We start from the raw sequence: 25,566 nt of genomic DNA, 5'->3' as shown, positions 1-25,566 counted from the left end.
GGGCCGGGCTACGCGGAAGGCTCGGCGATGGCCGCGACGAGACCGCCGTCGATGACGAGGTCCTGGCCGTTGACGTAGGCCGCGTCCTCGGAGGCGAGGAACGCGACCGTCTTCGCGACGTCCTCCGAGGTACCGAGGCGGCCCGCCGACACGGCGGCCACGACGTCGTCGTGCTCGTCCTCGGGGATGGCCTCGTGGAACATCGGGGTGTCGATGTAGCCGGGGCTCACGGAGTTGACCCGGATGCCCTTCGGGCCGAGCTCCGCGGCGAGGGTGTGCGAGAGGTTGTGCACCGCCGCCTTGGTGGCCGCGTACAGGGAGGCGCCGGCCATGCCGCGGTGCAGCGTCCACGACGCGTTGATGACGATCGCCCCGCCCTCCGCGAGCAGGGGCAGGGTCTTCTGGACGGTGAAGAACACGCCCTTGAAGTTGATGTCCGCGACCCGGTCGAACTCGGCCTCGGTGATGTCGCCGATCGGCATGAACGAGCCGACGCCCGCGTTGGCGAAGACCACGTCCAGCCGCCCGAACCGGACCTTGACGGCGGCGGTCAGCGTATCGAGGTCGTCGAGGTCCGCCGCGTCGCCGCGCACCGCGAGCACGCGGTCGCCGCCGTCGAGCTCCTTCACCGCGGCGTCGAGACGTCCCTGGTCGCGCCCGGTGATGACCACCCGCGCCCCCTCGTCCAGGAACCTGCGCGCCGCCGCCCGGCCCATGCCGCTCGTGCCGCCGGTGATGAGTACGGTCTTGCCGTCGAATCGTGCAGTGTGGTTCGTCATGGGTACGAGCGTTCCAGTACCCGTGCGAAGCGAACAGGGCTCGTTTATCCGGGGTGTGCGACCACCAGGCTCGGTCCCCCGCCCGGCCCCGCGCCCCGGGACGGCGCGGCGCGCGTGGACACCGCGTCCGTCCCCGTGCCGCCACCCCCGGAGCCTGATGTTTCCCTGCAAGGAAATGCTACGTTGCATAACCACATCCGGAAAAACTGGCGTCGCGAAACACTCGAATTTTTCACGGGCTTTTCCGCGAGACCGTTGCCTTGGGCCGACATCCAACGCAACACCCCCCGTCGTACGCGTTGCAACGAATGAGCACCGGGCGCTAGGGTGGGCACCCCCACGGACCACGGAGGAGCCCGCGATGCCGGGAGGCAGACTCACCCAGCAGGAACGCCGGCAGATCGCCCTGGGGCTGGCCGAGAACCTGGCCTACGCCGAGATCGCCAGGGGCCTGGACCGCCCGACCTCGACCGTCACGCGCGAGGTGATGCGCAACGGGGGCCCCACCGCCTACCGCGCCGACCTGGCCCAGCGCGCCACCGAGCAGCGCACCCGCCGCCGCAGGAGGACCGCGTCCCCGGGGGCGCAGGCGCCCCCGCAGGCCCACGGACGCGACGCCGATGCGGTGCGCGCGTACGAGGAGGCGTTCGCCACCGTCTTCATGGAGGCGGGTCTGCCCAAGATGACGGCCCGGGTACTGGTCAGCCTCCACACCGCCGACTCGGGCAGCCTCACCGCCGCCGAACTCGTCCAGCGCCTCCAGATCAGCCCGGCCTCGGTCTCCAAGGCGGTCACGTACCTGGAGGGCCAGGGCCTGCTCCGCCGTGAACGCGACGAGCGCCGCGAGCGCTACGTCGTCGACGCCGACGTCTGGTACCAGTCGATGATCGCCACCGCCCAGGCGCACACACACCTCATCGCCGTCGCGCGCCAGGGCGTCGGCGTCCTGGGCCCCGACACCCCGGCCGCCGCACGCCTGGAGAACATCGCCCGCTTCGTCGACTTCGTCCGCGAGAACATCATCCGCGCCGCGGAGCAGGCCCGCGAGGTCCTGCACACCAAACCCGAAGCGGACACCTCCGACGGCGCCGCCGCGCCGGCCCCGGGCCGCGACTAGAAGGCCCCGTCACCGGCCGGCGGCGGGGCCGGGGGTCAGGTCGAGGTGTTGACCGGGGCACGCTCCAGCAGGGCGAGCCGTTCCTCCGTCCCGGTGCCCGGACGCGGGTTGTGCAGCTCCAGGGTCCAGTCCGGGCGGTCGGCCACCGTCAGGGTCGTCTTGTCGAAGACCAGGTCACCGGCCTCGGGGTGCAGCACCGCCTTCACCGTCTGGACGTGGTCGCCGACGTCGTGGCGCGCCCACAGTTCGGCGAAGTCGGGGCTCACGGTGCTGAGGTCGTCCACGATCCGGCCGAACTCCGCGTCGTCGGGGAACCGGGCCGCGTCGGCGCGGAAGGCGGCGACGACGTCCGGCGCGACCGACGCCCAGTGGACGTGCATGGCGCGGTAACGGGCGTTGGTGAAGAACGTGACGAGGCAGTTGTGGTCGGTGTCGCCGTAGCCGAACGCCGTCCGGGCCGCGCCGTTGAGGACGAGCAGGTTCCAGTAGCGGTCCCGCAGCATCGCCGGGCGCGGCGTCCACGCCTCGATCAGGTTGCGCAGCTCGGGGGTGACGGAGGTGGCCCGGGGCCCGTCGTCGCGCGGCGGGTTGACCCCGGCGAGCGTGTACAGGTGGATGCGCTCGGGGCCGTTCAGGCGCAGCGCCCCGCTGATCGCGTCGAGCACCTCGACGGAGACGTTGATGTCACGGCCCTGTTCGAGCCACGTGTACCAGGAGACCCCGACCCCGGCGAGGACGGCGACCTCCTCGCGCCGCAGACCGGGTGTCCGGCGTCGGCCACCGGCCGCCATGCCGACGTCCTCGGGGGTGAGCCTGGCCCTGCGGGTACGCAGAAAGTCGCGGAGCTGGTCGCGGCGGGTCCGGGCCGCTGCGGGGGTTTCGCTGGCCATGCGTCATGGTAACCGGGCCGTTCCGGGCCGTTCCGGGCAGTGCCGGTCGGCCGGTGGCCGGGGAGCGGGGGCGGGGCGGCCGTGGGCTCGCGCCCACGGCCGGTGCGGGTGCGGGGGCGGGGGTCAGTCGAAGAGCTGCTCGGGGCTCCGGACACGGACAGCCTTGGTCACCCAGCTCTCCAGGGCGGCCAGATCGGAGCAGGACTCGATCCGCTCACGGACCTCGTCGGAGACCGTGAAACCGCGCGCGACCAGAACGGTGATCACGCTCTGGGCGACACCCTCCTCCCGGCCCTCTTCACGGCCCTCCTCCCGGCCCTCCTCGCGGCCGAGACCGACGTACTTCCGGGCGAAGTCGCTCTGCCATTCGTAGGTGTCCACGGACATCAAGCCCTCCAGGTCCTTACGGGCGGCCTCGTTCAGACCGGCCAGTACGTCGTCGAGCACGGGCCCACGGCCGATGCGGGCGTCCACCCGACCGTCAGTCGAAGAGCTGCTCGGGGCTCCGGACACGGACGGCCTTGGTCACCCAGTTCTCCAGGACGGCCAGATCGGAGCAGGACTCGATCCGCTCACGGACCTCGTCGGAGACCGTGAAACCGCGCGCGACCAGAACGGTGATCACGCTCTGGGCGACACCCTCCTCGCGGCCCTCCTCCCGGCCCTCCTCCCGGCCGAGACCGACGTACTTCCGGGCGAAGTCGCTCTGCCATTCGTAGGTGTCCACGGACATCAAGCCCTCCAGGTCCTTACGGGCGGCCTCGTTCAGACCGGCCAGTACGTAGTCATAGTAGAACGCGCGGTGTTCGGGAGCGGTGGATTCCAACGCCTCCACCACGGCTTTCAGGGTTCCCGGCTGGGTGTTGCCGTGCGCGTAGGCGGAGAGCACGGCCAGCTCGGGCAGTGCGCGGGCCTGTTCCAGGTCGGTGACCACGGGGGTGGCGCCGGGGCCGATGACCAGCGGGGTCAGCACGAACCCGGGGTGCCCGACCTCGATGGGTGTGGCGCACCAGCGCACCATGGCCTCGTCGGGGCACAGGACCACGAGCACGGCCGGGCACTTGAGGCGGAGGTTGAGGGTGGTCAGGTAGGCGGGCCAGCTCGCCCGCTTGCCGGAGTCGCGTCCGTGCTGTCGCTCCACCACCACCGCGAGGACGTGGCGGGCGCCGTCACGGAGCAGGGTGGCGCCGTCGCTGTTGAGTTCCTTGGGGTCGCAGTTGGTCAGGACCGAACTGGTGGAGACGGCCTCCGTGTGGTGGGGGACGTCGATGCCCAGGGACTCCCGGAGGAGCACGGGGACCATCGCGGGCTGGTTCTGGATGATCCGCAGGGGGATCTCGTGGGCTCGGCTCGGCATGTGTTTCCTTCGCCATCGGAGGAGCTGGAAGGGGTGGAGGGCCGGGGAGGGTCTCCCCGGCCCGGCGGGCGGGTCAGGCGGTGAAGGTGGCCCGGACGAGGGTTCCGAGACCCGACCCGGGGGGCCAGGAGTAGTGGCCCCAGGCGGCGGCCAGACGGGTGACGAGGAGGAGGCCGCGCTGGCCCTCGGCCCGGTCCCATTCGGTGGTGGTGCGCTCCACGGGCACCCTGGGCACGGGCGGGGCGGCGCCGGGGGCGTGCCTGTTGTGGACGGTCAGGGTCAGGGCTCCGTCGTGGGCGCGGGACAGGTGGCGGACGACGGGCGCGTGCGGGTGGCCGTACTTGCAGGCGTTGGCGTGGAGTTCGTGCAGGCACAGGCGCAGGGTGTCGACCAGGTCGGGGTCCAGGCCGGGGGCCAGGGCGTCGAGGTCGCGGAGCAGGTCGCGGCGGGCGGTGGACAGGTCGGCGAGCGCGCGGGTGTAGGTGCGGGTGAGCATGCGGGTGGTCAGGGAGATCACGCGGCCGCCCCCGCGCTCCGGTGCCGCGCCTCGTCCCGGGGCCGGGCCCGGCGGTGGTGTTCCCGCTGGGCGAGCCAGGTGCGGGTCAGACGGGTGAAGGTGCGCCAGTCGTCGGGGTCCTCACAGTCGGGGTGCGGCGCCCGCGGGGCGGGGACCGCTACGGGTGTCGGGTCGGGGGCCAGGAGGTCGCCGCAGGGCGGGGCCTCGCGGTGGGCCCATGCGCGGAGGCGGGCGGTGGCGGCAGCCTGGATACGGTCGTGCTCGCGTTCGCGCGCGGTGGTGTCCCGGTGCTCCCACACGGAGTAGTAGGGCCTGACCAGGACGGGGTCGTCGGCCGGAGGCGGTGCGGGAGCGGGGGCCAGGCGGGGCGCCGGGACCCGGACGGGGTCGGGGTCGGGCGCGGGGGGAGGGGACGCGGTCTCGCGCGTCACGGCCTGGGGGAGCGGGGCGTAGCGTCGCACCCGGGTCGAGCGGTGGCGGCGGGCGTGGCGACCACGGGGTGCGAGGAGGAGGGCCTTCAGGAGGCCCAGGGCAGGGCTGAGGAAGGCGGCGCTATACTGGCGCATGCTGGCAATTCCTTTGGTTAAAGGGGTGAAGTTGCTGGCCACGGCCCCGAACGGATCTAACCGTTGCGGGGCCATCGTGTGGATTGAGTTGTGTGAGTGGGATAAATGCTAGGGCATGGGTGGGGTGGGTGTGTGCGTTACCGGTAGGTAATGTGATCGGGTTTTCGAGTTGCCGCGTTCCACCAGGTCGAACCCGCGACGCCCACCCTTTTCACTTCGGTGGAATTAGTGGCTTTTGGCCGAATTAATAGATTTTTCCGGGCTCTCTGAACGTCGGAAAAGGCCGCCCCGTTTCCGTACTCCGATCCGCCCCGAAACCCCCTCCCGGGGCGGCGAACCGGTCGACGGATCTTGCGCGCCGCCGCCGGACCTGCCTAGCCTGGAGGGCCGCGCGCGGGCGGATCCCGTACGGGCCCCGCTCCCGGGCCCCAGGAACGGCCCGGAGCCGGACCGCCCCCGGCGCGACGCCCCCGCCGGAGGTCGGCGGACGACCCGAGGAGAGTGACGTGATGGGCCTGCCAACCTAGCCGCCCGCCCGGAGAGACCGGGAGCACGGGCGGCGGTTCGGGTGAGGAAACCATGTCCCGTACGGACAAGACGAAGCCGGTGTGGGTCCGCTGTGCCGAGCACGACCCCCGGCCCGTCCACGACCACCGCCACGGCGGCTGCGACCTGCCTCCCGCTCCGGCCCGGGAGGACTCCGGCACCCGCTGCCGGTGGGAGCACAGCGCCGGCATCACCTGCTGCATGGGCCCCAACGGCCGTGCGGCCAAGAGGGAGATGGGCGAGATGAACCGGGCCGAGAACCGCAGGAACCGCCAGGCGGCCCGTCGCGAGGCCCGCCGCCGCGCCGCGGACGAGAACGGCGGCTGATTCTCCGGCCGCGTTCCGGAGGGCCCGTTCCGAAGGGTCCGGGCCGGAGCCCCGCCGGGGCCGCGGGCCGCCGCCTCCGGGCGGCGGCCCCCTTCGTCCGCACGGAGGGCCCCGGAGGTCCGCGCAGGCCCGGGGCCCTGCGCGCGAAGGACGCCCGCCATGCGCGGACCCCCGGCCGGTAGCCTGGCCCCATGCCGGCACCACCTCCCTTCAGTCCCACCGTCGCCCTGCTCACGGTCGGCCGCGTGTGGGAGGACTCCTTCAACCGGGCCCTGAAGCCCCTCGGACTGACCACCCGCAAGTACGGGCTCCTGGGACACGTCCGCGGGACCCCGGGCATCTCCTTCAGCGAGCTGGCCCGGCGCTCGCGGATCACCGTGCAGAGCGCCCACTCCGCCGTCGCCGCGTTCGTCCGAGCCGGTCTCGTCGACGACGGGACCGCGCACGCCGGCTCCGCGTCGAGCCTGCGGGTCACGGCCGAGGGGGAGGCCCTGCTGGCCCGGGCCGCCGAGGAGGTGTCCCGGCTCGACGCGGAGTTCGCCGAGCGGCACCCCGAACTGGCCGAGGCGCTGCGCGTCCAGATGGCACGGGCGGTGTCGGGCTCCGACTGACCTTCAGGTAACCTGAAGGTTATGGAAGCCTTCTTGCTGTCCGTCCATGTCGTGGCGGGCATCCTCTTCGTCGGCCCCGTGGCCGTGACCACCAGCCTGTTCCCCAGGTACGCGCCCGTGACCGCCGCCCCCGCGGCGGCGGACCGGGCGGAGCGGAGCACCGACACCGCCCGGCTGCTGTACCGCATCACCCGCGTCTACGGGGTCCTGGCGCTCACGGTCCCGGTCGTCGGCCTCGTCCTCGCCTTCGTCCAGGACCGCACGTCCGAGATCTGGATCGTCGTCGCGATGGTGCTCACCGCCGTCGCCGGCGCCCTGCTCGCCCTCCGGATCGCGCCGCTCCAGCGGGAGGCGCTCGGCTCCCCCGACGACGGCGCCCGCCTGCGGCGCCTGGGCATGCTGACCGGCCTGTTCAACCTGTTGTGGGTGGTCGTCGTCGTGCTCATGATCGTGCGCCCCGGATCGAGCTACCCGTGACCCCCCTGCTGCGCACGCTCTCCGTGCTCTCGGCACTCGAACTCGTCAGCGTCCTCGGGCTGCTGCTGAACCTCGCCACCGTGCACCACGAGGCGGTCGCGAGCGTCCTCGGCCCGACCCACGGCGCGCTCTACCTGGCCACCGCCGTCACGGCGCTCCTCGGCGGCGGCCTGGCGACGCGGACCCGCGTCGGCGCGCTCGTGCCGGTGCTGAGCGGCCCGCTCACCATGGTCAACGTGCGACGGGAGGCCCGGAACCCATGAGCCTGCGACACTACCTGCGCCGTCCCCCGGCCGTCACCGCCGCCGAAGCGGTCCGCCTCGTCGCGGAGGGCGCGCTCGTCGTGGACGTGCGCCGCGAGTTCGAGTGGAACCGGACCCACGTCCCGGGGGCCGTGCACGTGCCCCTGGAGCAGCTGCCCGAACGCTCCGTGGAACTCCCCGAGGACCGCCTGCTCATCACCTTCTGCACCGGAGGCATCCGGTCGGCCGGAGCGGCGAACCTGCTGGTGGAGTACGGCTTCGACGCGGTCAACATGAGCCGCGGCCTCGTGGACTGGCGCGCCGCCGGCGGACCGCTCACCGACCGGTGAGCGGTCGTGTCCCCGGGGTCCGCCCCTCTCCCGCAAGGACACGGAAGGATATCGAAGCGCTCCGCGACGGAACCGACGCCGCTTTCACCAGGTCTGTTCCCCCGTCAGGTCCCCCAACCTTCAGGAGGCCGCGATGCGGCAGACCAGACGTCAGCGAGTCGTCACCGGAGCGGTTCTGGGCGCCCTGCCCCTGCTCCTGTCCACCGGCTGTTCCTTCAGCTTCGGCGGCCCCGGCGCCGTCGACGCCGAGGAGGTCGCCCAGAGGTCCAGCGAGATGCTCGCCGAGCAGGTCGGCCAGACCCCCGACGACCTCACATGCCCCGAGGACCTCCCCGCCGAAGTGGGAGCCGAGATCCGCTGCGAGCTGACCAACGGCGGCGAGACCCTCGGCGTGACCGTCACGACGACGGCGGTGGACGGCTCCGACGTCCAGTGGGACGTCCAGGTCGACGAGCAGGCGGCCGACGGCGCCTCCGGTGAGGAGGAGGCCGCGGAGGAGACCCCGGCCGCCGGGGCGGGCGGTGGCGCCGTCGACGCCGCCCAGGTCGCCCAGAGGTCCAGCGAGATGCTCGCCGAGCAGGTCGGCCACGCCCCGGAGGACTTCACCTGTTCCCAGGACCTCCCCGCCGAGGTGGGGGCCGAGATCCGCTGCAACCTCGTGGACGGAGGCATGAACTACGGCGTGACCGTCACGACGACGGCGGTCGAGGGCTCCGACGTCCAGTGGGACATCCAGGTGGACGACGCGCCCCTGTAGGGAGGCGGAAGGGCGGCCCCGGTCGGAGCCGCCCGGGGACCGGTCTCCTCACGGCCACCGCGGTTGACCGCCTCACCGGTCAGCCGCGGTGATCCAGGCCCCGGGAGACCCCGCTCCTCACACATCGCAGGAAGTCGGACCAGGCGCCGACGGTGTACTCGACGTGGCCGAGAGGTCGGTGCCGGGTGTCACGCACCAGCACCCGTTCCCCCTCCGCCACCTCCACACAGCTGCCCTGACCCGAGCTGTGGCTGTTCTTGTGCCACACGTGCCCGTCGAGACCGTGTTCCGTGGTACTCCCGCAGCTCCGCAACCCGCTGTTCGATTTCGGGTACCTTCTCGTACCACTTCGGGATATTTCAGGCTTTTCTGCATTCTCGTACGCCCGAACGGGGCGGCCGTTCGCGTCGAGCACGCGGTCGAGTGCGAGCACCTGCGCCTCGCTCATTCCCCGGATGCCGTCCTCCCACGCCGACACCTGGGCGGGAACCACCCCGGCGTAGGGCGCCACGTCCTTCTGCCGCAGGTGCGCACCCGTGCGCAGGGCCCGCAGCTCACCGCCCACCCTGCGCCATTTCGCCTTGCCGCGCTTCTTCTCCATGCCCGCCCGATCGCCCGAGGAGGAACCAGCAGGACCGCACTGCCGCGGACCTGCGGCCGGCAACAATCGATTCCCTGATCGCGCACCAACCTGGTTGTTTCCCTTTCCCTCCCGGCCGGGACGGTCCATTGTGTTTCCTATGGGCCGGACCCCATCCGCACCGCCGACATCCGGGCAGCTCACCACCGGCCCTCCACCAGTCGGGAACTCTCGGGCCCCGCATTTCGGAGGCCCCGAAACGGGGATTCAAGTGGGATCAGTGATCCGTATGGAGCAACGGCGGGACAACCAGGTGGAGGCCAGCGCCCCTCCCCGCCTCCCCCGGAGGACCACCGATCCCCGCGACCGCGCGGCCATCCTGGTGGAACCGGACCCCGTGGGCATCGGCCACTCCCTCACCCTCGCGGGGGTCCCGGAGACGGCCTCGATCCTGCGCCGGCGGCTCGCCTCGCTCGCCTCGCTCCCGCCCCGGTCGACCGAACTGCTCCAGTGCCTCGCCTCGGAGCTGTTCAACAACGCGATCACCCACTCGCTGAGCGGCGCCGAGGGCGGCGAGGTCGTCGTCACCCTGCACCGCCTCCGGGGCCGGGTCCAGGTCAGGGTCACCGACCAGGGACCGCGCACCGAGGGCGCCGCCTCCCCGCACGTGCGCCCCCTGGCCCCGGACCGGGTCGGCGGCCGGGGCCTGCGCCTGGTCGCGCTGCAGTCCGACCGGTGGGGCACGCTGCACGAGGACGGACGGACCACCGTGTGGTTCGAGCTGGACCGCCCCGGAGCCCCCGCCGCGCGCCACCCCTCCGCCCCCGGGGCCGCGGAGGCCCACGGGGCCGTCAGGGTCGCCGGACCGGTAGGAGCCGCGCCTCCCGGACCCGCGTCCCCCGCCTCCGACAGCGGTGGCGGCCGGTGAGCACGGGCGGCGGCCGCGCCCCCGGGACGGGCCCCCGGTAGGCGGGACGCCGGGAAACGGGGAGGCGGGCGGGGACCGGCGTGGTCGCCGGGCGCGAGCACCGCCGCACCCCGCCCCGGCGGGGGACCGCTCCGACCGGGACACCGCCGAGCCCCGGGGGCGCACCCGCGGCCGGCCGGCGACGACCGGGGCGAACAAAAAAACCACTGTGTTCAAAACGACCAAAAGTCATCCTGCCAGGCAATCCGTAGGACATGCTCACGCAACCGATGCGAAATGCGACCGGCGACACGTAGAGATGTAACGGCCGCCACTGCCCGCCTCGGAAGGTCCGCCGGCCCGCGAGCGCCCGCACGCACCGCGGACCGGTAGCAACGGAGAGAGCCAACCCATGAGCATGCAGCGCATCCTGCGCGTCGGCGGCGCGGTCGCCGCGGCCGTCGTCATCGGCGCCGCGGCGGTCAACGCCTCGTCGACCGGCGGCGACGGCGGCGAGGCCGTACGCAGCCGACTCACCACCATCGTGCCCGCCGCTCCGGGCGGGGGCTGGGACCTGGTGGGACGCGAGGGGCAGAACGCCCTCCGCGAGGGCGGCATCGTCGCCAACAACCAGGTGGTCAACGTGCCCGGCGCGGGAGGCACCATCGGGCTCGCGCAGGCGGTCCGCCAGGAGGGCCGCGCCAACACGCTGATGGTGACCGGCACGGTCATGATCGGCAGCATCATCGTCAACAACTCCTCGCACGACCTCCAGGACGTCACCCCCATCGCCCGGTTGGCCGACGACTACGAGGTGATCGTGGTCCCCGCCGACTCCCCCCACCAGGACATGGGCGACCTGGCCGAGGCCTGGCGCGACGACCCGGGCGGCGTGGCGATCGGCGGCGGCTCCCTGGGCGGCACCGACCACCTCCTGGCCGGTCTCGTCGCCTCCGAGGTCGGCGTCGACCCCCGCGACGTCAACTACATCGCCTTCTCCGGCGGCGGCGAGGCGCTGACCTCCCTGCTGTCGGGCAGCGTCGACGTCGGCATCAGCGGCTTCAACGAGTTCAGCGACCAGATCGAGGCGGGCAACGTGCGCGCCCTGGGCGTCTCCGCGCACGAGCGCGTCGAGGGCATCGACGTCCCGACGCTGGCCGAGCAGGACATCGACGCGGTCCTGCCCAACTGGCGCGGCCTCGTGGCCCCGCCCGGCATCACCGAGGCCGAGCGGGCCGAGCTGACCGAGATCGTCACCGAGATGCACGACACCCCGGAGTGGGCGCAGACCCTGGAGCGCAACCGCTGGGACGACACCTTCCAGACCGGCGCGGAGTTCGAGGAGTTCCTCGCCCTGGAGACCGAGCGCATCAACACCATCACCGAAGAACTGGGCCTGTCTTGAGTACCGACGCCACCATCCCCGCACGGGCTCCGGAGCCCGAAGCCCCACCCCGCCCGTCCTGGTGGCGGGGCAGGTCCGAACTGCTGGTCGCCGCCCTGGTGCTGGGCATCGCCGGGTTCATCGCCGTGCAGACCGCCGCCATGCCCGTGCCGACCGGCACCGAGCCCCCCGGCCCGCGCTTCTTCCCGACCCTGGTCGCGATCTTCATGGGCGTCGTCGGCCTCGCCCTGGCCGTGCAGGTCGTCCTGCGGCCGGCCCGCCCGGCGCAGGCCGCCGAGCCGGCCCCGGGCGCCGACGCCGCCGGGTCCGACGGGACCGGGGAGGAGACGCCCGTACGCATCGACTGGCGCTGCCTGGGCATCGTCGTCGCCACGATGACGGTGTTCATCGCCATCCTCCAGCCGGTGGGCTGGCTCCTGTCCGCGGCGCTGCTGTTCTTCGGGGTCGCCTACGCGCTGGGCAGCCGCCGCCTCCTGTTCGACGCGGTGCTGTCCCTGACGTTCTCCTCCCTCATCCAGCTCGCCTTCGTCGCCGGCCTCGGCCTGAACCTGCCGGCCGGAATCCTCGGAGGCATCTTCTAGATGGACGTCGTCAACAACCTCATGACGGGGTTCGCCAACGCGCTGAGCCCCGAGTACCTCTTCCTGGCGCTGGTGGGCGTCGTCCTCGGCACCGCCGTGGGCGTGGTGCCCGGCCTGGGCTCCTCCATGGCCGTCGCGCTGCTGCTCCCGGTCACCTTCCACCTCGACCCCACCGGCGCGTTCATCATGTTCGCCGGCGTCTACTACGGCGGGCTGTTCGGCGACTCGACCGCCGCCATCCTCATGAACACGCCCGGGCAGGCCTCGGCCATCGCCACCGCCATCGAGGGGCACAAGATGGCGCGGCGCGGACGGGCGCCGCAGGCGCTGGCCACGGCGGCGATCGGAGCCTTCATCGGCGCGATCGTGTCCACGGCGCTGGTGGCGTTCTTCTCCCCGGTCATCGTGGAGCTGGCGCTCCGGTTCGGCCCGGCCGAGTACTTCGCGCTGACGGTCTTCGCGTTCGTCGCCACCTCCGCCGTGGTCTCGGACTCGGCCGTGCGCGGCCTGATCGCCCTGGGCATCGGCCTGGCCATCTCGATGGTGGGCATCGACAGCCTCAGCGGGGCCGAGCGCTTCACCCTGGGCGTCCCCCAGCTCTTCGAGGGCTTCAGCATCATCACCGTGACCGTGGCGCTGCTGGCCATCGGCGAGGTGTTCCACGTGGCCGCCACCGCCCACGCGGGCGGCGGGGTCGGCGGCTCCCTCCGGCGCACCGGCACCCCCTGGCTGGGCCGCGGCGACCTGCGGCGCACCTTCCCGGCCTGGTTGCGCGGCACCCTGTTCGGCCTGCCGTTCGGGTCGATCCCGGCGGGCGGCTCGGAGATCCCGACGTTCCTGGCCTTCGGCACCGAGCGTAAGCTCGCCGCGCGGCGCGCCCGGCGCGGCACCGGCGAGGACGAGTTCGGCGACGGGGCGATCGAGGGCGTGGCCGCCCCGGAGGCCGCCGCGAGCGCGACCGCCGGAACCGCCATGGGCACCCTGCTGGGGCTGGGCCTGCCCACCTCGGCCACGGCGGCGATCATGCTGGCCGCCTTCCAGCAGTACGGCATGCAGCCCGGCCCGCTCCTCTTCGAGCGCAACGCCGACCTGGTGTGGGCGCTCCTGGCCAGCCTGTTCATCGGCAGCGTCATGCTGCTCATCCTCAACCTGCCCTTCGCACCGCTGTGGGCGAAGCTGCTGCTGGTCCCCAAGCCGTACATGTACGCCGGTATCGCCGTGTTCTCGTCCCTGGGCGTGTACGCGGCCGCCTCCTCCATGGTGGATCTGTGGCTGATGCTGATCCTGGGTCTGGTGGCGCTGATGATGCGCCGCTTCGACATCCCGTTGGCCCCGGTGCTGATCGCGGTCGTCCTGGGGCCGGTGGCCGAGACCGAACTCCGCCGCGCACTGGCCGTGGGCCAGGGTGACGTGTCGGTGCTCGTGGACGGCGGGATCACCCTGGGGATCTACGGGCTGCTCCTGGCGATCGGCCTGACCGTGGCCGTCGGCCGGCTCCGCGCCCGGCGGGCCGCGGGCAGGGCCGCCGCCCCGGTGAAGGCCGAACGCGGCTGACCCCGCCCCCTCCGGGGGGGGGGGGGGGGGGGCGCCCGGGGGGGGGGGGCCGCCCCCCGCCGGGGGGGGGCCGCCCCCCCCCCCCGCGCCGCGCCCCCCCCCCCCCCCCGCCCGGCCCCCCGCCGCGGCCGGGGGGGCGGGCCGCCCCCCCCGGCGCGGCCCCCGGGCGCCGCCCCCCCCCGGGGGGGGGGCGCGCGGGGGCCCCCCCCCCCCCCCCCCCCCCCGCGCCCTGTTCCGGGGCCCTCCGGCAGCGCCCACGCGGCGCCACGGCCACGCCCACGCTCCGCCTCCCCGCGCGCCCCGGCCGCGGGGCCCGGAGGACCTACCGGACACGCGGACCGACCGGGCACGCGGGCCGACCGGGCACACGGGCCGACGGGAACCGCCGACCGGAGGACCTACCGGGCGCGCGGGCCCTCCTCCAGGCGGGCGCGCACGTCCGGCCACTCGGCGCGCAGCACCGAGTAGTACACGGCGTCGCGCCTCCGCCCGCCCGGCATGACGTTGTACGAGCGCAGCACGCCCTCCTCCGTCGCGCCGATCGCGCGCAGGCCCCGGCGGGCCCGCTCGTTGAGCACGTCGGTCTTGAACTCCACCCGCTCCGCGCCCATCCCCTCGAACGCGTGCCGCATGAGCAGGAACTTCGCCCAGTGGTTCACGCCCCGGCCGCGGAAGTCGCGGCCCAGCCACGAACTGCCGATCTCCAGGCGCAGGTCCTTCTCCGCGAGGTTGCCGTAGCTCATGCTGCCCGCGACGCGCCCGCTCGCCAGGTCGGTGACCGTGAACGTCGTACGCCTGCCGGCCCCGCTCGCGGCCAGGTAGGAGTCGAAGAACTCCTCGAAGCCCGCCTCGTCGTCCACCCTGGTCACGAAGTACGTCCAGATGTCGGGGTCGAGCGCCTGCGCGCGCCACCCCGCCCTGTCGGCCTCCGCGACCGGCGCGAGCGACACGCGCCCGTTCTCCAGCCGCGCCCTCGACCTCTCGGTCCACGACATGCGCCCTCCCCGCTCCGACCGGTATGTCCGTGCCGGATTGTAGTGTTCGACCACCAACCGGACCCCGGAGGAGCCGAGCGATGGCCACCACCCGCACCGTCATCTCCCGGCGGGCGCTCAACCGCGCCACCCTGGACCGCCAGCTCCTCCTGCGGCGGGTGGACCTGCCGGTCACCGACGTGGTCACCCGCCTGGGGGGCCTCCAGGCGCAGACCACCCACACCTGGTACGCCGGGCTGGAGAACCGGATCGAGGGCCTGGTCCCCGAGACGGTCGGCCGCCTCCTCACCGACGGCGCGCTCGTCCGCGTCACGCTCATGCGCGGCACCCTCCACCTGGTCACCCCCGAGGACTGCCGGTTCCTCCGCCCGACCGTCCAACCCGCCATCGACCAGGTCGTCGCGCACAGCGCGCACGGCCGGGCCACACGGGGGCTGGACCCCGACGAGATCGCGGCGGCCGGGTACGAGATCCTCACCCGCGCCCCGCTCGACCTGCGCGCGCTCGGCGCCCGGCTCAACGAGCGGTGGCCGGATGTGGAGGGCTCCCACCTGGCACAGGTCGTCAAGGGCCGCCTGCCCGTGCTCCAGATCCCGCCGCGCGGCGTGTGGGGAGCCTCCGGCCCGGCCGCGCTCGCACCCGCCGACACCTGGACGGGGCTGCCCATGGACGCCGCGCCGGACCCGGAGGGGATGGTGCTGCGCTACCTGGCCGCGTTCGGCCCCGCCGGGGTGATGGACGCGCAGGCGTGGTCCGGGCTGACCCGGCTGGGCGAGGTGTTCGACCGCCTGCGCGACAGGCTCGTGGTCCTGCGGGGGGAGGACGGCAAGGAGCTGTTCGACCTCCCCGACGCCCCGCGCCCGGACGGGGACACCGCCGCGCCGGTCCGCCTGCTGTACGACTTCGACAACCTGCTGCGCGGGCACGCCGACCGCAGCCGGGTCGTCTCCGGCGAAGTCCTCGGCCGGCTCGCCTCCCGCAACGGGATGCCGCCCGCGACCGTGCTGGTCGACGGGGTGGTGCGCGGCTCCTGGAAGGTCCTGCGGACCGGTCGGGACGCCGCCGTCGAGGTGGTCCCGTTCGCGCCGATCAGCGGGGCCGAACGCGAGGAGGTGGAGGCGGAGGGGCTGCGGATGCTGCGGTTCCTCGCCGCGGACCGGGACGGGCACGAGGTGCGGTTCGCCCCGACGGCCTGAGCGTTTTCGGCCACCCTCCGAACACCCTCCGCGCGACCCTCCGGCAGCCTCCGAACGGACCCGCGCGGAGAGTACCGCCTCCGATCCGAGCGGTCACCGCGCGACCGCCGCACGAACCAGCGGGGACGGGCCGCGAAGCCCGCCGTCCACGCACGTGGGCGGCCACGGACACAACGTGCGGGTATGGAAGGATTCACGGGTGACTGATGAGTTCCGCGCCGCGTTCCAACGGGTGCTCGACACCGCCGCCAGCCAGGCCCCCGGGTTCCCGGCGGCCGTGCACGACGTGTTCCGGCTGTCCTCGCAGGTGTCCAAGGAGGAACTCGCGATCGCGCTGGAGGCGCTCGCCCCCGTGCTCGGCGACTCCGAACGGGTCGCGGGCATCGCCGCCGACCTCTCCGTCCTGGCGGGGGCCCTGGTCGAGTCCGGCGCCCCCGCGGGAGAGGTGGGGCTGGAGGTACTCCGGCAGCTCGGAAGTTACGGTCAGGCCGCGGTGGCGTTCATGCACGCCTGGGACAAGACCGGCGGCGGCCCCCTCCCCTCCCCCACCGAGGTGTCCGAACCCGAGGAGCGGCGCGTCGAGGAGGTCCTCGGCGACAACGCGCCCCTGGCCACCATCGGCTGGTGGACCTCCCTCCGCTACGGCCTGGCGGCCAAGGCCATGCTCGGCGACCCCGGGGTGCGCGCCGCCGTGCGCGCCGACACCAGCGCCCTGGACGGGCTCAGCCAGATCACGCGGGCCCTCTCCACCCAGCTCACCGAGTTCGCCGAGGTGAGCGAACTCCTGCGGATGGCCGAGGCCGACACCGTGCTCGTGCTCGACCGCGCCTCGTGGCGCGGCTTCCGGGTGCGCTTCGACGGCATCGGCGACAACTTCCAGCTGCACACCCTCCTCGCGGACGCGCTCATCGGCAAGGAGGGCCGCCTCGTCCCCGGCACCCGGCCCGACCCGCGGTGGACCTCCGCGTGCCTGGACACCCCCGCCGACCCCCTCGCGGACGTCGTGCGCGGCGAGTGGGACCTGGTCGGCGGCAACGGCGAGTGGGTCGGCAACGAGGCCCTGCCCGGCGACATCCCGGTGGTCGACGGCGAACGCGTGCTGGTCCTGGAGCCCCAGACGCTCACGCACTCGTGGAGGGCGGGGCGCAGGCACCCGCACATCCCCGGCTCGCTGGAGGTCGTGGCGGAGCTGCCCCACGACGAGGCCGCGGCCTGGTGGGCGCGGACGCACCCGGCGGGGTCGGTGCGCCACCCGCTGGCGCCGCCGATCGAGAACGAGGACACCGGCACGCACCGCAGGCCCCCGCGCCACTTCGGGGTGGCCGCGCACTACGCCGAGGTGGACTCCGGACCGATGTCGGCGGCGTTCGCCGCCCTGGACGCGGAGAGCCTGCGGGCGGACCCCTTCGCCGCGGAAGCCCCCGGCCCCGCCGGCACGGGGGACGAGGACGGCGGCGTCCGCCCGGCGCGGGCGGGCGACCCGGCCGGGGACGCTGCCCCCTTCGGGGGCGGGGACCCGCTCTGGCCCGAAGATCCGTCGTCCGCGCCCGCTCCGCTCCCGGAGGACCGGTGGGAGCTGCCGCCGGAGTTCCGCGACGACTACGGCCGCGACGTCTCCCCGGAGCCCGACCACGGGGAGGACGACGACCCGCTGTTCGGTTCGCCGCCGAGCACGCCGACCTCGGCCGACCCCCGGGAGGCGCCGCGGGGGCGCACGGGCGGGTTCGACGGCGGCGTGTTCGCGGACCCGCCCGGGGCCCGCGACGAACTGGGGCTGCGCGACGAGTCCGCCGACCGGTTCGAGCCGGGCGAGGGCGACCGCTTCGGGTTCCGCAACGGCTCCTCGTACGACGGTGCTCCCGACGCCCCGGAACCGGCCGGGGCCCCCGACGGTTCCGAGCCGTTCGGGTGGGCCGCCGATCCACTGCCGTCCGTTGATCCGCTGCCGCACGCCGATCCCGGCCGCCCGGAGGCGCCCGGGGCGCAGGAGGCGTTCGATCCCCGTCCGTGGGAGTCGGACCCGCCGCCGCCCGCCCCCGACCCTGCCGGGGACGGGCCCCGGGCCGGGCAGGACGGCTCCCGCCGCCCTCCGGGAGCGCACCTGCTGCCGCCGATGCCCCCGGGCGTCTCGGACAGCTGGTCGTGGGCTCCCGGCTGGAAGTGGCCCACGCCGCCCGAGCGCTGAGGGCGGCGTCCCGGACCCTCGCCGGCGCCGACCCCGTCGGCCGGGACGGTGGGGTCCCGGGCCCTCGGCGGCTGCGGCGTGCGCTCTGACGGTGCCGCCGACGGGGACCCGCCGGACGGGGGGCCGTCGCCGTGTCCGCGACCGCCGGCGGGACCCGGCACCGCGCATGACACTTGTCATCGGCGACCGGTTGCAGCTCTCACACGGACGCCGTGACTCCTACGACTTCCGGGCCGCCCGCACGGCAGGGGATCCTTGGTCCATGGCGACCACGCAGAAGCACACCTCCGGGAACCCGGACCGCCCCGCCTCCGGCACGGCGGCGGAAGCACCCGGCGCGACCCCCGGCGCGGGTTCCGACGGGGCCGACGGCAGAACCGCCGAGCAGATCGAGAAGGAGCGCAAGCAGGAGGAGGCGATGGAGGCCCTGCGCGCCATGAAGCCCTGGAAGGGCAAGGCGACCCGCCAGGACAAGGCCCTGCTGTTCACGGTCGTCGCGATCCCCCTGTTCTTCATGGCGCTGACCCCGCTGAAGCCCTTCCTGATCGCCGAGCACCCCGTCGGCCTCGCGTTCGTGACCGGCAGCAACGCGGCGATCGGCGCGGCCTCCGCCTTCGCCCGCATCGGGGAGATCCCCCTGTGGCTCGTGGTGCTCGCGGGCGTCGTCGGCAAGCTCAAGGTCGACTGGCTCTTCTGGTGGGTGGGCAGGCGCTGGGGCCGGGGCTTCGTCGACCTCATCGCCCAGGGCGACAAGGCGCAGCGGTTCGCGGACCGCGCCGAGGACATGAACCCCTGGATCCTCCGGGCCGCGATGCCGCTCTCCTACCTCCCGGGCGTGCCCGCCCTCTTCGTGTACGTCGTCGCGGGCTGGACCGGCATGCGCCTGCGGACCTTCCTGCTGCTGGACGCCCTGGGCGCGCTGCTCCTGACGGCCACGGTCGCCGGCATCGGCTACGCGGCCGGGCAGACCGGGGTGGACATCGTCCTGGCGGTGGACAGGTACGCCCTGTGGGTCACGCTCGCGATCGTCTTCGTGATGGCGTTCCTGCCGGTCGTCAAGCAGATGCGCCAGGCCAAGGCCGAGGAGGCCGCGAGGGCGGCCGGGGCCGCCGGGGAGCGGGCCGGGGAGCCCGCCGCCGGAGCCGGGGACGGCCCCGCCGCGGCCCCCGCGGGCGGGGAGCGCGTCGGCGCAGGGAACCCCGCACCCCGCGCCTGAAAGGCGGACGGGGTCCGGAGCCGCTCCTGTGACCAGCCGCGACGCCCGAACGCCCGACCAGTCCCGACCTGGTCACACACCCGGTGGCCTCACGCGACTAGGCTGGCGTTCGGCAATCGGACACCCCGGGCAAGCCGTCTGCGCTGGGTGCGTCACAAACACACTCAAGGAGATCCCGTCATGGGACAACGACACTTCGATCTGGTGGTCCTCGGCGCGGGGCCGGGTGGTTACGTGGCGGCGATCCGCGCCGCCCAGCTCGGCCTCAAGACCGCCGTCATCGAGGAGAAGTACTGGGGCGGCGTCTGCCTCAACGTGGGCTGCATCCCCTCCAAGGCTCTCCTGCGCAACGCCGAACTGGCCCACCTCTTCAACAACGAGGCCGACTTCTTCGGCATCAAGGTCGACGGCAAGGTCGAGTTCGACTACGGCAAGGCGCACAGCCGCAGCCGTGAGGTGGCCGACGGGCGCGTCAAGGGCGTCCACTTCCTCATGAAGAAGAACAAGATCACCGAGATCGACGGCCGCGGCACCTTCACCGACGACCACACGGTCGAGGTGCGCGGCGACGACGGCTCCACCGAGACCGTCACCTTCGACCACGCCGTGATCGCGTCGGGCTCCTCCACCAAGCTGCTGCCCGGCACGGAGCTGTCCGAGCGGGTCGTCACCTACGAGCAGCAGATCCTCGACGAGAACCTGCCCGGGAGCATCGTCATCGCGGGCGCGGGCGCCATCGGCGTCGAGTTCGCGTACGTCCTGGCCAACTACGGCGTGGACGTCACGATCGTGGAGTTCCTGGACCGCCTCGTCCCCCTGGAGGACGAAGAGGTCTCCAAGGAGCTCGCCCGCGCCTACAAGAAGCTCGGCGTGAAGGTCATGACCTCCACCCGCGTGGAGTCGGTCGAGGACACCGGCGAGGGCGTCCGCGTCCACGTCACCGGCACCGGCACCGACGACAAGAAGCAGACCCTGGAGGCCGACAAGCTCCTCCAGGCCATCGGCTTCGCCCCCAACGTCGAGGGCTTCGGCCTCGACAAGACCGGCGTGGAGCTCACCGAGCGCGGCGCCGTCGCCATCGACGGCCGGGGCCGCACCAACGTCCCGCACATCTTCGCGATCGGCGACGTCACCGCCAAGCTCATGCTGGCCCACACCGCCGAGGCCATGGGCATCGTCGCCGTCGAGACCATCGCGGGCGCGGAGACGCAGGAGATCGACTACAAGTTCATCCCCCGCGCCACCTACTGCCAGCCGCAGATCGCCAGCTTCGGCTACACCGAGAACGAGGCGCGCGAGGCCGGATACGACGTCCAGGTCGCCAAGTTCCCGTTCATGGCCAACGGCAAGTCGCACGGGCTCGGCGACACCCGCGGCTTCGTCAAGGTGCTCTCCGACGCCAAGTACGGGGAGATCATCGGCGCCCACATGGTGGGACCGGACGTCACCGAGCTGCTGCCCGAGCTGACCCTGGCCCAGCAGTGGGACCTGACCGTCCACGAGGTGTCGCGCAACATCCACGCGCACCCGACGCTCAGCGAGGCCGTCAAGGAGGCCGTGCACGGCCTCTCCGGGCACATGATCAACCTGTAGCCCCGGCCCCGCAGAGGCCCCCCGCCGCGCCCCCGGGCGGCGGCGGGGGACCCTGCCGCGCGGTCAGCGGATCAGGTCGTCGACGACGTTGCCCAGGCCCACGCTCTCGTAGTGCGCGCGCGCCATCTCGATCTTGGTGAACACGTCCTCGTAGCCGGTCTGGACGCCGTCGTCGTCCACGTAGACCATGGCCCCGCTGATGTTGAAGAACGTGACCATGTAGTCGCAGTCCTCGGGGACCGCGAGCGTGTGGATCTCGCCCGGCGGCTCGTACACGAAGTGCCCGGCCTCGGCCACCCAGGGGTGCTCGTGGTAGTGCCACTTGCCCTCGATGACGTAGCCGAACACGGCCCCGGGGTGCCGGTGCCGGGACACGATCCCGGACGCGGTGACCTTGAGCAGGTTGCACCACTGGCCCGTGACGGTGTTGAGCATCAGCGGACGGAACCAGACGTTCGGCGCCTGCGGGACCCACATGCGCGGGTCCTCGGGGACCGCGGGGATCGCGATCTCGGCGGGGATGCCCGGCGACGGTGCGATGCGCACGGGCTCGTTGGCGGATGCGGCGTTCGGTGACACGGTGTCCTCCCTGGTGTGCCGTCCGGCCCTGGGGCCGGCGCGGCTCGGTGTGGCCGGTCCTGCTCTGCTGCGCCTCGTCGCGGCGCCTGCCGTTCTTCCTTCGTGGAAGGCACCTGAGGAGCTGTCCGCCCCGCCCCACCGGGTGACCGGTGACGGTGGGAGCTCCCCAGGGCGTCTGTGGGGCGCGGGCGCGGGGCCGCGCCGTCCCGTGGGGCGCGGGCGCGTGCGCCCGCGATCCGGTTGGTCTTGTGGGGTCCGCGAGGCCGGTAGGGGCGGTGGGGCCGTGGCCCGGTGGGCGCCCGTCCCGGTCAGGCCGCCAGGTACCCCCCGTCCACGGGCACGACCGCGCCCGTCACGAACCCCGCGTCGGGTCCGCACAGGAAGTCCACGGCGCCCGCGACCTCGCTCGGACGCCCCCAGCGGCCCATCGGCGTCCGGTCGAGGATGCGCGCCTGGGCCTCGTCGTTCTCGCGGATCCCGGCGGTCAGGTCGGTGCTGATCCACCCCGGCGCGACCGCGTTGACGCGGATGCCCTCCGGCGCCCACGCGACGGCGAGCGACCGTGTGAGCTGCGAGATGCCGCCCTTGCTCGCGCTGTAGCCGGGGACCAGCGGTCCGCCGAAGTAGCTCAGCATCGACGCGATGTTGACCACGCACCCGCCCGAGGCGGCCAGCGCCGGGCGGGCCGCCACGCACGAGCGCATCACGGACGTCAGGTTGACCTCCACAACGCGCGCGAACACGGCCGGGTCGAACTCGTCGCCGCGCCGGATGATCCCGACCGCGTTGACCAGCGCGTCGATCTCCGGGAACCCGCCCAGGTAGTCCTCCAGGGCGTCGCCGCCGGTCACGTCGACCTCGGTGACCGCGGCCCTCCCCCGGAGCGCCGGCGGGGCGTCGGCGGCCCGCAGTCCGCCGACGGCGACCCGGTCGCCGCGTTCGACGAACCGCTCCGCTATCGCCGCGCCGATACCGCTCGTGCCGCCGACGACGACGACCGTGCGGGGGCGGTGCGCGTCGCCCCGGCTCCCTGCGGGGCCCGGCTGCTGGCCTTCCATGGCTCCTCCGACTCTGCGGCCGGCGGGTGACCGCCGGCGTGGGGTGTGGACTCGGTCTCTGGTTCTGGACGGGAGGTCCCCGGGGTCCCGCCGAGGGGGAGCCCCCCGCGGCAGCGGTCCACTGGGAGCCCGGTACCGCCTCGGGTACCGGGTGTCTCTCGACGTCGATGCGGTTGTGGTCGTGGCGGGGACGGGCGCGGGCCGGCGGCCCGCGCCCGCCGGGGCCGCCGGCGTGGACGGTGCCGGCGGTTCGCGGGGGCCTACTCGGGCTCGGGGGCGACCAGGGCCTCGATCCAGTACTCGCGCGCCAGGGCGTCCACCCCCGCGGGCGAGACGCCGCGCAGGTGGACGACGGTGTCGTCGGTGCCCGCGATGCGCCCGTGGTTCTGGAGCTGGAGGATGTGGTACCGCTCGGGAACGAACCCGAGGACCACGTCCACGTCGAACCTGCCGCGCTCGTCGGGGGCGTCCCCCAGCCCCGGCTCGGCCTTGCCGATCGCCTGGAACCCGAGCCACCCCTGGTAGAGGAGCACCGCGAGGACCACCACGGCGATCCTGCGCAGGGTCGCGCTCCTGAGGGCCCTAGACCACGTCGACGGGGCTGTCCGAGTCGACACGGGCCCCACCCCCCGTCCCGGCCCCGCCGGAGAGCAGGTCGTTGATCCGGGCGACCTTGTCCCGGAACTCCGGGAGGTCCACCGCCTCGCGCCAGGTGCGCGGACGGGGGAGGTCCACCGTGACGATCTCCTGGACCGTGCTCGGCCGGCCGGAGAGGACCACCACCCGGTCGGAGAGGAACACCGCCTCGTCGATGTCGTGCGTCACGAAGAACACCGTCGGCCTCCGCTCCTCGAAGATCCGGGTCAGGTCCTCCTGGAGCCTGCGCCGGGTCTGCGCGTCGATGCTCGCGAACGGCTCGTCCATGAGCATCACCGCGGGCTCGTTCGCGAGGACCCGGGCGACGCCGAGCCGCTGCTGCATGCCGCCGGACAGCTCGTGCGGGTACTTGCGCTCGAACCCGCCCAGCCCGACCAGCTCCAGGTACTCCCGGCCCCGGCGCTCGCGCTCGGCGCGCGGCACGCCCTTCATGCGCAGGCCGAACACGGCGTTGCCGAGCACGGTCTTCCACGGGAAGAGGGCGTGGCTCTGGAACACCACCCCGCGGTCGGGCCCCGGGGCGGAGACCGGGCTCCCGTCCACCTCGACCACGCCGCCGGTCGGCTGGACGAAGCCCGCGACGGTGTTCAGGACCGTGGTCTTGCCGCAGCCGCTGGGGCCGAGGACGGAGACGAACTCACCGCGCTCCACGGTGAAGGACACGTCACCGATCGCGGTGACCTCCTCCCCCGAGTAGGCGTCGGTGTAGACCTTGTTCAGGTTCTCGATCACCAGTGCGGTCATCCGTCACCCTCCATGCTTCGCACCATCCCCCACCGTTCGACGGTGGCCTTCTCGAACGGCGCCAGGATGAGCGCGTCGAGCATGTACCAGAGGACCCCGAGCACGATCATGCCGAGGAAGACCTGGCTGACGTCGCCGACCCTGCGGGCGTCGAACATCATGAATCCGATACCGCTGGTGCCCACGATGATCTCCGCGGCCACGAGCGCGCGCCATCCGTAGCCGAGCCCGGTGCGGACACCGCTCGCGACCGCGGGCAGCGCCCCGGGGAGGATGACCTCCACGAACACCCGGACACGGCCGGCGCCCAGGCTGCGGGCCGCGCGGATCAGCTCTCCCGGCACCTGCTCGACCCCCGCCACCACGCTGAGCATGAGCGGGAAGACGATCGTGTACACGATGACGAAGGTGACGGAGGTCAGGCTGAAGCCGAACCACACGATCACGATCGGCAGCCAGGCGATGTCCGCGATGGCCTGGAAGAACAGCAGGATCGGCCAGACGGCCTTGCGGACCCTCAGGGACATCGCGGTCAGGAACCCCATCGGCAGGCCGATGAGGAGGCCGAACCCGACGCCGTAGCCGAGCCGGGTCAGGGAGTCCGACAGGTAGCCGGGCAGGACACCCTTGCGGAGCAGGTCGCCGACCTCGGCGACGACCCTGTCGGGGCCGACGAAGAAGGCGTCCGGGAAGACGCCGGCTTCGGCGACCAGCCACCACAGGGCCACGACGGGCACGAACGGCCCGAGGGTGCGGAACGCGCCGTTGCGGGACAGCCTGGCCCAGAACCGCCTGGCCAGGGGTGCGCGGCGGGGCCGCGTCCGGGCTCCCGGCGACGCGTTCCTCTCGCGGGTCGCGGTCATCGCGCACCTCCCGTCATGCCCCAGCGCTCGATGGTGCGCCTCTCCAGCGGTGCCAGGAGGAGCCGGTCCATGATCAGCCACAGGACGCCGATGACGACCATCGAGGCGATGATGACGTCCGTGGAGAAGGTCTTCTGCGCCAGGAAGAGCGCGTATCCGAGCCCGGCGCTGCTCGCGATGATCTCTGCGGCCACCAGGCCGCGCCACCCGTAGCCGAGCCCGATCCGCAGGCCGCTGACGACGCTGGGCAGCGCCCCGGGCAGGAGCACCTCCCAGAACATCCGCCACCGGCTCGCGCCCATGGACCGGGCGGAGCGCAGCAGGGTCGCGGGGATGCGCCGGACCCCCAGCATCGTGTTGTAGGCCAGCGCGAAGAACATGGCGTTCCACACGATGAAGATGACGGCGCCGTCGCCGTAGCCCAGCCACAGGGTGGCGATGGGGATCCACGCGATCCCCGCCAGCGCCACGGAGAACCGCAGCAGCGGGGAGAAGAACGCGGACAGGGCCGGGCTGGCGCCGAGGGCGATGCCGAACGGGAGTCCGGTCGCCACGGCGATGGCGCTTCCCATGAGCACCCGGTACAGGCTCGCGCCGAGGTGCCTGGCGAGCTCACCGCTCGCCGCCATGTCGGCCAGGGCCGCGGCGACGTCGTCCACCTGCGGGAAGATCCGCCTGGGGACGCCGGTGACCTCGACGGTCACGGCCCAGACGGCGACCAGGGCCACGAACGGGAGTGTGAACCAGAGCGTCGCTCCGACGAACCCGGGCCCGGAGCCGCGTCGGGCCCTCCGGGCCGCCCGGGCCCCCGGGGGGGGGGGGCCCCCCGGCCCGCCCCCGGGGGGGGGGGGGCCCCCCCCCCCCCCCCGGGGGGCCCGCCCCCCCCGGTTGTTGGGGGGGGGGGTGGGGCGGGGCCC

The 25,566-nt window shown here is 73.5% G+C and carries 29 protein-coding genes; 15 read left to right on the top strand and 14 right to left on the bottom strand.

Annotated features, from left to right (window positions below):
* Positions 1-8: 8 nt before the first annotated feature.
* Positions 9-779, bottom strand: coding sequence for a glucose 1-dehydrogenase (locus ACIRPH_RS16580; protein ID WP_402915026.1), 771 nt, complete (start codon positions 777-779; stop codon positions 9-11).
* 361 nt (positions 780-1,140) lie between these two features.
* Between ACIRPH_RS16580 and ACIRPH_RS16575 the strand changes: the two genes are divergently transcribed.
* Complete coding sequence (locus tag ACIRPH_RS16575; protein WP_402915024.1) at positions 1,141-1,896, top strand: MarR family transcriptional regulator; 756 nt, start codon at positions 1,141-1,143, stop codon at positions 1,894-1,896.
* A gap of 35 nt (positions 1,897-1,931) precedes the next feature.
* Here the strand turns inward: ACIRPH_RS16575 and ACIRPH_RS16570 are convergent, their stop codons facing one another.
* From ACIRPH_RS16570 to ACIRPH_RS16550, 5 genes are all read right to left on the bottom strand, one after another.
* Positions 1,932-2,786 (bottom strand): helix-turn-helix transcriptional regulator, encoded by an 855-nt coding sequence (locus ACIRPH_RS16570; protein WP_402915022.1) that lies wholly within the window; start codon positions 2,784-2,786, stop codon positions 1,932-1,934.
* A gap of 123 nt (positions 2,787-2,909) precedes the next feature.
* A complete protein-coding gene (locus ACIRPH_RS16565) occupies positions 2,910-3,233 on the bottom strand; it encodes a hypothetical protein (protein ID WP_402915020.1) in 324 nt (107 codons plus the stop codon).
* A 34-nt stretch (positions 3,234-3,267) separates the two neighbouring features.
* Entirely contained in the window at positions 3,268-4,143 is an 876-nt protein-coding gene (locus ACIRPH_RS16560) for a hypothetical protein (RefSeq protein ID WP_402915017.1), read from the bottom strand.
* 73 nt (positions 4,144-4,216) lie between these two features.
* Positions 4,217-4,660 (bottom strand): ATP-binding protein, encoded by a 444-nt coding sequence (locus ACIRPH_RS16555; protein ID WP_402915015.1) that lies wholly within the window; start codon positions 4,658-4,660, stop codon positions 4,217-4,219.
* Positions 4,657-5,226, bottom strand: a complete 570-nt coding sequence (locus tag ACIRPH_RS16550; protein ID WP_402915013.1) for a hypothetical protein — start codon at positions 5,224-5,226, stop codon at positions 4,657-4,659. Before ACIRPH_RS16550 ends, ACIRPH_RS16555 begins: the two co-directional genes overlap by 4 nt.
* A gap of 579 nt (positions 5,227-5,805) precedes the next feature.
* On the opposite strand from ACIRPH_RS16550, the gene ACIRPH_RS16545 reads away from it, so the two are divergent.
* From ACIRPH_RS16545 to ACIRPH_RS16520, 6 genes are all read left to right on the top strand, one after another.
* Positions 5,806-6,099: a hypothetical protein gene (locus ACIRPH_RS16545; RefSeq protein WP_402915011.1), complete on the top strand. Its 294-nt coding sequence runs from the start codon at positions 5,806-5,808 to the stop codon at positions 6,097-6,099.
* A gap of 191 nt (positions 6,100-6,290) precedes the next feature.
* A complete protein-coding gene (locus tag ACIRPH_RS16540) occupies positions 6,291-6,710 on the top strand; it encodes a MarR family winged helix-turn-helix transcriptional regulator (protein ID WP_402915008.1) in 420 nt (139 codons plus the stop codon).
* 21 nt (positions 6,711-6,731) lie between these two features.
* Positions 6,732-7,187, top strand: a complete 456-nt coding sequence (locus ACIRPH_RS16535; RefSeq protein WP_402915006.1) for a hypothetical protein — start codon at positions 6,732-6,734, stop codon at positions 7,185-7,187.
* Positions 7,184-7,450, top strand: a complete 267-nt coding sequence (locus tag ACIRPH_RS16530; protein WP_402915003.1) for a hypothetical protein — start codon at positions 7,184-7,186, stop codon at positions 7,448-7,450. Before ACIRPH_RS16535 ends, ACIRPH_RS16530 begins: the two co-directional genes overlap by 4 nt.
* Complete coding sequence (locus ACIRPH_RS16525; protein ID WP_402915000.1) at positions 7,447-7,779, top strand: rhodanese-like domain-containing protein; 333 nt, start codon at positions 7,447-7,449, stop codon at positions 7,777-7,779. The genes ACIRPH_RS16530 and ACIRPH_RS16525 overlap by 4 nt, the downstream gene beginning before the upstream one ends.
* 133 nt (positions 7,780-7,912) lie before the next feature.
* Positions 7,913-8,536, top strand: coding sequence for a DUF4333 domain-containing protein (locus tag ACIRPH_RS16520; RefSeq protein WP_402914998.1), 624 nt, complete (start codon positions 7,913-7,915; stop codon positions 8,534-8,536).
* Between the two features lie 79 nt (positions 8,537-8,615).
* On the opposite strand, the gene ACIRPH_RS16515 is transcribed toward ACIRPH_RS16520, so the two are convergent.
* A complete protein-coding gene (locus ACIRPH_RS16515; RefSeq protein WP_402914995.1) occupies positions 8,616-9,137 on the bottom strand; it encodes a DUF397 domain-containing protein in 522 nt (173 codons plus the stop codon).
* Between the two features lie 268 nt (positions 9,138-9,405).
* Between ACIRPH_RS16515 and ACIRPH_RS16510 the strand changes: the two genes are divergently transcribed.
* The 4 genes from ACIRPH_RS16510 (at position 9,406) to ACIRPH_RS16495 (ending at position 13,563) form a co-directional block, all read left to right on the top strand.
* On the top strand, positions 9,406-10,044 hold the full coding sequence (locus tag ACIRPH_RS16510; RefSeq protein ID WP_402914992.1) for an ATP-binding protein: 639 nt from the start codon (positions 9,406-9,408) through the stop codon (positions 10,042-10,044).
* Between the two features lie 391 nt (positions 10,045-10,435).
* Positions 10,436-11,428: a Bug family tripartite tricarboxylate transporter substrate binding protein gene (locus ACIRPH_RS16505; RefSeq protein ID WP_402914990.1), complete on the top strand. Its 993-nt coding sequence runs from the start codon at positions 10,436-10,438 to the stop codon at positions 11,426-11,428.
* A complete protein-coding gene (locus ACIRPH_RS16500) occupies positions 11,425-12,009 on the top strand; it encodes a tripartite tricarboxylate transporter TctB family protein (protein WP_402914988.1) in 585 nt (194 codons plus the stop codon). Before ACIRPH_RS16505 ends, ACIRPH_RS16500 begins: the two co-directional genes overlap by 4 nt.
* Positions 12,010-13,563 (top strand): tripartite tricarboxylate transporter permease, encoded by a 1,554-nt coding sequence (locus ACIRPH_RS16495; RefSeq protein ID WP_402914986.1) that lies wholly within the window; start codon positions 12,010-12,012, stop codon positions 13,561-13,563. It begins immediately after the preceding gene.
* 398 nt (positions 13,564-13,961) lie between these two features.
* Here the strand turns inward: ACIRPH_RS16495 and ACIRPH_RS16490 are convergent, their stop codons facing one another.
* Positions 13,962-14,558 carry a GNAT family N-acetyltransferase gene (locus ACIRPH_RS16490; RefSeq protein ID WP_402914985.1) on the bottom strand — a complete coding sequence of 199 codons (597 nt, stop codon included), beginning with the start codon at positions 14,556-14,558 and terminating at the stop codon, positions 13,962-13,964.
* A gap of 80 nt (positions 14,559-14,638) precedes the next feature.
* Between ACIRPH_RS16490 and ACIRPH_RS16485 the strand changes: the two genes are divergently transcribed.
* The 4 genes from ACIRPH_RS16485 to lpdA all read left to right on the top strand — a co-directional run bounded on the left by ACIRPH_RS16485 (position 14,639) and on the right by lpdA (position 20,748).
* Positions 14,639-15,754 carry a winged helix DNA-binding domain-containing protein gene (locus ACIRPH_RS16485; RefSeq protein WP_402914983.1) on the top strand — a complete coding sequence of 372 codons (1,116 nt, stop codon included), beginning with the start codon at positions 14,639-14,641 and terminating at the stop codon, positions 15,752-15,754.
* Between the two features lie 199 nt (positions 15,755-15,953).
* Entirely contained in the window at positions 15,954-17,939 is a 1,986-nt protein-coding gene (locus ACIRPH_RS16480; protein WP_402914980.1) for a hypothetical protein, read from the top strand.
* Between the two features lie 262 nt (positions 17,940-18,201).
* Positions 18,202-19,155 carry a DedA family protein gene (locus ACIRPH_RS16475; RefSeq protein ID WP_402914978.1) on the top strand — a complete coding sequence of 318 codons (954 nt, stop codon included), beginning with the start codon at positions 18,202-18,204 and terminating at the stop codon, positions 19,153-19,155.
* Between the two features lie 180 nt (positions 19,156-19,335).
* On the top strand, positions 19,336-20,748 hold the full coding sequence (gene lpdA / locus ACIRPH_RS16470; protein WP_402914975.1) for a dihydrolipoyl dehydrogenase: 1,413 nt from the start codon (positions 19,336-19,338) through the stop codon (positions 20,746-20,748).
* Positions 20,749-20,811: 63 nt separating this feature from the next.
* On the opposite strand, the gene ACIRPH_RS16465 is transcribed toward lpdA, so the two are convergent.
* The 6 genes from ACIRPH_RS16465 to ACIRPH_RS16440 form a co-directional block, all read right to left on the bottom strand.
* Positions 20,812-21,327: a 2,4'-dihydroxyacetophenone dioxygenase family protein gene (locus ACIRPH_RS16465; RefSeq protein WP_330092835.1), complete on the bottom strand. Its 516-nt coding sequence runs from the start codon at positions 21,325-21,327 to the stop codon at positions 20,812-20,814.
* A gap of 308 nt (positions 21,328-21,635) precedes the next feature.
* Positions 21,636-22,385: an SDR family NAD(P)-dependent oxidoreductase gene (locus tag ACIRPH_RS16460; RefSeq protein ID WP_402914972.1), complete on the bottom strand. Its 750-nt coding sequence runs from the start codon at positions 22,383-22,385 to the stop codon at positions 21,636-21,638.
* A gap of 260 nt (positions 22,386-22,645) precedes the next feature.
* Positions 22,646-23,002, bottom strand: a complete 357-nt coding sequence (locus tag ACIRPH_RS16455; RefSeq protein ID WP_352983287.1) for a hypothetical protein — start codon at positions 23,000-23,002, stop codon at positions 22,646-22,648.
* A complete protein-coding gene (locus ACIRPH_RS16450) occupies positions 22,968-23,786 on the bottom strand; it encodes an ABC transporter ATP-binding protein (RefSeq protein ID WP_402914967.1) in 819 nt (272 codons plus the stop codon). The genes ACIRPH_RS16455 and ACIRPH_RS16450 overlap by 35 nt, the downstream gene beginning before the upstream one ends.
* Complete coding sequence (locus ACIRPH_RS16445; protein WP_402914965.1) at positions 23,783-24,649, bottom strand: ABC transporter permease; 867 nt, start codon at positions 24,647-24,649, stop codon at positions 23,783-23,785. Before ACIRPH_RS16445 ends, ACIRPH_RS16450 begins: the two co-directional genes overlap by 4 nt.
* Positions 24,646-25,377, bottom strand: a complete 732-nt coding sequence (locus ACIRPH_RS16440; protein WP_402914963.1) for an ABC transporter permease — start codon at positions 25,375-25,377, stop codon at positions 24,646-24,648. Before ACIRPH_RS16440 ends, ACIRPH_RS16445 begins: the two co-directional genes overlap by 4 nt.
* Positions 25,378-25,566 lie beyond the last annotated feature (189 nt).

It is taken from the genome of Nocardiopsis sp. NPDC101807, assembly GCF_044766605.1.
GTDB lineage: Bacteria > Actinomycetota > Actinomycetes > Streptosporangiales > Streptosporangiaceae > Nocardiopsis > Nocardiopsis tropica.
The sequence above is the reverse complement of the archived record's forward strand: the minus strand, read 5'-3'. Positions and strand labels throughout refer to the sequence as shown.

Excerpts from the sequence above, each read along its gene's own strand:
- ACIRPH_RS16495 (WP_402914986.1), top strand. The coding sequence starts at position 12,010 with ATGGACGTCGTCAACAACCTCATGACGGGGTTCGCCAACGCGCTGAGC.
- ACIRPH_RS16460 (WP_402914972.1), bottom strand. The coding sequence starts at position 22,385 with ATGGAAGGCCAGCAGCCGGGCCCCGCAGGGAGCCGGGGCGACGCGCAC.
- ACIRPH_RS16485 (WP_402914983.1), top strand. The coding sequence starts at position 14,639 with ATGGCCACCACCCGCACCGTCATCTCCCGGCGGGCGCTCAACCGCGCC.
- ACIRPH_RS16515 (WP_402914995.1), bottom strand. The coding sequence starts at position 9,137 with ATGGAGAAGAAGCGCGGCAAGGCGAAATGGCGCAGGGTGGGCGGTGAG.
- ACIRPH_RS16475 (WP_402914978.1), top strand. The coding sequence starts at position 18,202 with ATGGCGACCACGCAGAAGCACACCTCCGGGAACCCGGACCGCCCCGCC.
- ACIRPH_RS16580 (WP_402915026.1), bottom strand. The coding sequence starts at position 779 with ATGACGAACCACACTGCACGATTCGACGGCAAGACCGTACTCATCACC.
- ACIRPH_RS16570 (WP_402915022.1), bottom strand. The coding sequence starts at position 2,786 with ATGGCCAGCGAAACCCCCGCAGCGGCCCGGACCCGCCGCGACCAGCTC.
- ACIRPH_RS16525 (WP_402915000.1), top strand. The coding sequence starts at position 7,447 with ATGAGCCTGCGACACTACCTGCGCCGTCCCCCGGCCGTCACCGCCGCC.
- ACIRPH_RS16445 (WP_402914965.1), bottom strand. The coding sequence starts at position 24,649 with ATGACCGCGACCCGCGAGAGGAACGCGTCGCCGGGAGCCCGGACGCGG.
- lpdA (WP_402914975.1), top strand. The coding sequence starts at position 19,336 with ATGGGACAACGACACTTCGATCTGGTGGTCCTCGGCGCGGGGCCGGGT.
- ACIRPH_RS16575 (WP_402915024.1), top strand. The coding sequence starts at position 1,141 with ATGCCGGGAGGCAGACTCACCCAGCAGGAACGCCGGCAGATCGCCCTG.
- ACIRPH_RS16535 (WP_402915006.1), top strand. The coding sequence starts at position 6,732 with ATGGAAGCCTTCTTGCTGTCCGTCCATGTCGTGGCGGGCATCCTCTTC.
- ACIRPH_RS16550 (WP_402915013.1), bottom strand. The coding sequence starts at position 5,226 with ATGCGCCAGTATAGCGCCGCCTTCCTCAGCCCTGCCCTGGGCCTCCTG.
- ACIRPH_RS16505 (WP_402914990.1), top strand. The coding sequence starts at position 10,436 with ATGAGCATGCAGCGCATCCTGCGCGTCGGCGGCGCGGTCGCCGCGGCC.
- ACIRPH_RS16490 (WP_402914985.1), bottom strand. The coding sequence starts at position 14,558 with ATGTCGTGGACCGAGAGGTCGAGGGCGCGGCTGGAGAACGGGCGCGTG.
- ACIRPH_RS16540 (WP_402915008.1), top strand. The coding sequence starts at position 6,291 with ATGCCGGCACCACCTCCCTTCAGTCCCACCGTCGCCCTGCTCACGGTC.
- ACIRPH_RS16545 (WP_402915011.1), top strand. The coding sequence starts at position 5,806 with ATGTCCCGTACGGACAAGACGAAGCCGGTGTGGGTCCGCTGTGCCGAG.
- ACIRPH_RS16560 (WP_402915017.1), bottom strand. The coding sequence starts at position 4,143 with ATGCCGAGCCGAGCCCACGAGATCCCCCTGCGGATCATCCAGAACCAG.
- ACIRPH_RS16510 (WP_402914992.1), top strand. The coding sequence starts at position 9,406 with ATGGAGCAACGGCGGGACAACCAGGTGGAGGCCAGCGCCCCTCCCCGC.
- ACIRPH_RS16450 (WP_402914967.1), bottom strand. The coding sequence starts at position 23,786 with ATGACCGCACTGGTGATCGAGAACCTGAACAAGGTCTACACCGACGCC.
- ACIRPH_RS16520 (WP_402914998.1), top strand. The coding sequence starts at position 7,913 with ATGCGGCAGACCAGACGTCAGCGAGTCGTCACCGGAGCGGTTCTGGGC.